The sequence below is a fragment of the Microbacterium pullorum genome (genome assembly GCF_014836535.1).
Classification (GTDB): Bacteria; Actinomycetota; Actinomycetes; order Actinomycetales; family Microbacteriaceae; genus Microbacterium; species Microbacterium pullorum.
Genome location: NZ_JACSQP010000001.1, coordinates 1 through 2,838 on the forward strand (window position 1 = coordinate 1; position 2,838 = coordinate 2,838).

The following is a 2,838-nucleotide window of genomic DNA, read 5'->3' on the forward strand; positions in this document are numbered from 1 at the left end:
GCGGATCGCCGCCCCCAGTTCCGCCGCGATCGACCGCAACGGGAACTCCCGTTCCCGCTGCAACGCGAGCGGGATACGCGCGGTCTGCTCCGCCGCGATCGCCCCCGCCCGCCCCAGCAGCACCAACTGCCGGGCCTGCAACGCCGCGATACCCCGCTCGGTCTCCACCAGCTCCGCGACCACCCCCGACACCGACAACACGGCATCCACAGAGCGGGTCGGGGAACTGTTCATGCCCCCAAGTCTGCCGACCCCCTCCGACATCCGAAGCCCGGAAAACCCAGATCAACCCACATTGTGGACAACTCGTAAAGAATCAACCGGGGGAGGAGCCGCCACGTGCAGGCGGCAAGAGTAAGGGCCGGTCGGAGAGGCTTCCGACCGGCCCTTGTCCCTGCACCAAGAGTGTCCTGCAATCACATGAAGGGTAGCTGCCACAGCAAAACAACTACCGTGCGAGCACTCTATAACGGAAAGATAACGACCCACAAGGGTTCGTCGTTATCTTTTTGTGATCAGAGGTGCGGGCCGAATTCACGTCGGCCGCGCGACGGCTCAGGCTCTCCCTGCCGGCGATTCTTCGGCGACGATCTCGACCTTGAATCCGGCGGAGTTCTCCATCCATCCCGCGTAGTGGTCCGGTCCGCCGGCGTGCGGGTAGCGGTCCTGATACAGCGGATGCCAGCCGTGCTCCCCGGCATCCGCCACGATCGCGTCGACCCGGTCGGCGCTGCCCGCTGCGAACGCGAGGTGATTCACCCCCGGCATGCGACGATCGTGCGTCGGGCCGCGGAGGGTCGGGGGCAGTGTCAGGGTGAGGTACGCGCCGCCGGCACCCCACGACTCGCCGTCGGACCACTGGCTCTCGAGTGCGAAGCCCACCCGCTGCAGGAGCCAGCCCCACTCGGCCCGAGCCGTACCGAGATCCGCGACCCAGACCTCGACATGATGAAATCCCGCCACGCCATGAGTCTCGCAGGTCATCCGAGCGAGGGTGATTTCGAAGGGCGAGGATGCCGAGGGGTCCGGCCGCCCGGCGCCCGCCGCCCGCCGTCTGACGTGCTCGCCTCAGTGGTCGCCGTGGGCGTTTCGCGCGTCGAGCCGGCGCACCGACTCCTGCACGGCGCCGTGCAGCATGATCTCCAGATCGCCGACCACGCGGTAGGGGTGCTCGACCATCCCGTCGGCAACCCACCGCAGCACCACGGCGAGCACGGCCGACGTGTAGAAGTCGACCACCAGCACGCGGTCCTGCATGCGCCGCGGTCCGCCGCCGTTCTGGTCCATGACCGCCTCGGTGACCGGTCGCATCTGACGGAAAAGGAAGCGCTCGATCCCGGGTTGACCCACCCCACCGATCACCCCGAGCGTCGAGGAGCGGTTGTCACGCATGTACAGCATCAACCGCACGAGCCCGTCGGCCCATCCGACCTTGGCGGCGTAGGCGCGCACCTGGCCGGCGACCTCGTTCTCGAATATCCAGACCGCGAGGTGGCGCACATCGGGAAAGTGGTAGTAGAACGACTGGCGGGTCAGCCCGCAGTCGCGCGTCAGTTCCGTGACCGTCACCCTGTCCAGCGGCTGTGTGCGCAACCGAGCTTTGAGGGCGCTCGCCAGAGCATCTCGTGCTCCCACGTGGTGCTGCGCTGCGGCGGGCACATCGGTCATGACTGACGGTACCACCGCGTTCTTGGACACATCGCTCCAGTTGTCTAGTGACGCTCGGTGTCGCTGTTCCTAACTTAGAAACAGACGGCACGCACGTCGCGGGCCGCGAGTGAGAGGTCCGAAGATGTTCTTGTTCGAATCCATTCCCTGGTACTCCTGGGCGATGTTCGGCGTCGTCCTGGTAGGCCTGATCGCACTCAACGAGGTGACGCGTCGCTGGAAGTGGGCCGGTATCGGCTTCTTCGTGGTGCTGCCCATCCTGCTGACGATCTTCGTGTGGCCGTACACGGCCGGCGAGGGGTCGTCGACCGGTAGCTGGTTCCACTGGGTGAAGGTGTACTCGGCACTCCTCGGATGCCTGGGCTTCATGCTCATCCGCTACGTGCCGCGTCTGGCTGCGAACCGCTGGATGCTGGTGTTCCCCCCGCTGATCCTGGCGATCAACATCGCTGAGGCGGTCATCCGCGACTTCGAGGTCGCGGGTCTGCAGGGCATGCACGACGGCGTCTTCATGGTCGGTGGCCCCTGGAACTACATGAACGGCATCGCCGGCATCCTGAACCTGCTCACCATCTGCGGCTGGGCCGGCATCATCATCTCGCGCGGCAAGTCCAAGGACATGATCTGGCCCGACATGATGTGGTTCTGGATCATCGCGTACGACATCTGGAACTTCGCCTACGTCTACAACTGCGTCGGTGACCACTCCTTCTACGCCGGTGCTGCCCTGCTCATCTCCTGCACCATCCCCGCCTTCTTCATCAAGAAGGGTGCATGGCTGCAGCACCGTGCCCACACGCTGGCACTGTGGATGATGTTCACGATGGCTGTCCCGACGTTCGTGAGCACCTCGCCGTTCGCCGTCGAGTCGTCCCACAACCCGACCGCACTGTTCGTCGTGTCGGCCATCTCGCTGCTGGCCAACATCGCCGTGGCGGTCTACCAGGTGTACGTCATCGTCAAGCGCCGCCGCAACCCGCTGCGCGACGAGCTCTACACCCACCTGAGCAAGTACCGCGAGGTGCGCGACGCGAACATCGCCGAGTCGCCTGCGGTCTCGCAGGGGGCGGCCCGGGCCGGAGTCCTGGCCAAGGGCTGAGCGCTGCCGCCCTGCCCCCCGGGGCGAGCAACCTCCCACCACGCGCCGTGGTCGAGCCTGACAGGCTCGAC

The 2,838-nt window shown here is 66.0% G+C and carries 3 protein-coding genes and 1 pseudogene; 1 reads left to right on the forward strand and 3 read right to left on the reverse strand.

All coding sequences use genetic code 11. The annotated features are described in order from the left end of the window. The 3 genes and pseudogenes from H9651_RS00005 to H9651_RS00015 form a co-directional block, all read right to left on the reverse strand. Positions 1-234: pseudogene (locus tag H9651_RS00005) on the reverse strand (hypothetical protein); the annotation flags it as partial. 321 nt (positions 235-555) lie between these two features. Continuing rightward, positions 556-963: a VOC family protein gene (locus H9651_RS00010; RefSeq protein WP_191717059.1), complete on the reverse strand. Its 408-nt coding sequence runs from the start codon at positions 961-963 to the stop codon at positions 556-558. A gap of 105 nt (positions 964-1,068) precedes the next feature. Continuing rightward, positions 1,069-1,668 (reverse strand): TetR-like C-terminal domain-containing protein, encoded by a 600-nt coding sequence (locus tag H9651_RS00015; protein WP_191717060.1) that lies wholly within the window; start codon positions 1,666-1,668, stop codon positions 1,069-1,071. 124 nt (positions 1,669-1,792) lie between these two features. On the opposite strand from H9651_RS00015, the gene H9651_RS00020 reads away from it, so the two are divergent. Further along, on the forward strand, positions 1,793-2,767 hold the full coding sequence (locus H9651_RS00020; protein ID WP_191717061.1) for a DUF5692 family protein: 975 nt from the start codon (positions 1,793-1,795) through the stop codon (positions 2,765-2,767). Positions 2,768-2,838 lie beyond the last annotated feature (71 nt).

Excerpts from the sequence above, each read along its gene's own strand:
- H9651_RS00020 (WP_191717061.1), top strand. The coding sequence starts at position 1,793 with ATGTTCTTGTTCGAATCCATTCCCTGGTACTCCTGGGCGATGTTCGGC.
- H9651_RS00015 (WP_191717060.1), bottom strand. The coding sequence starts at position 1,668 with ATGACCGATGTGCCCGCCGCAGCGCAGCACCACGTGGGAGCACGAGAT.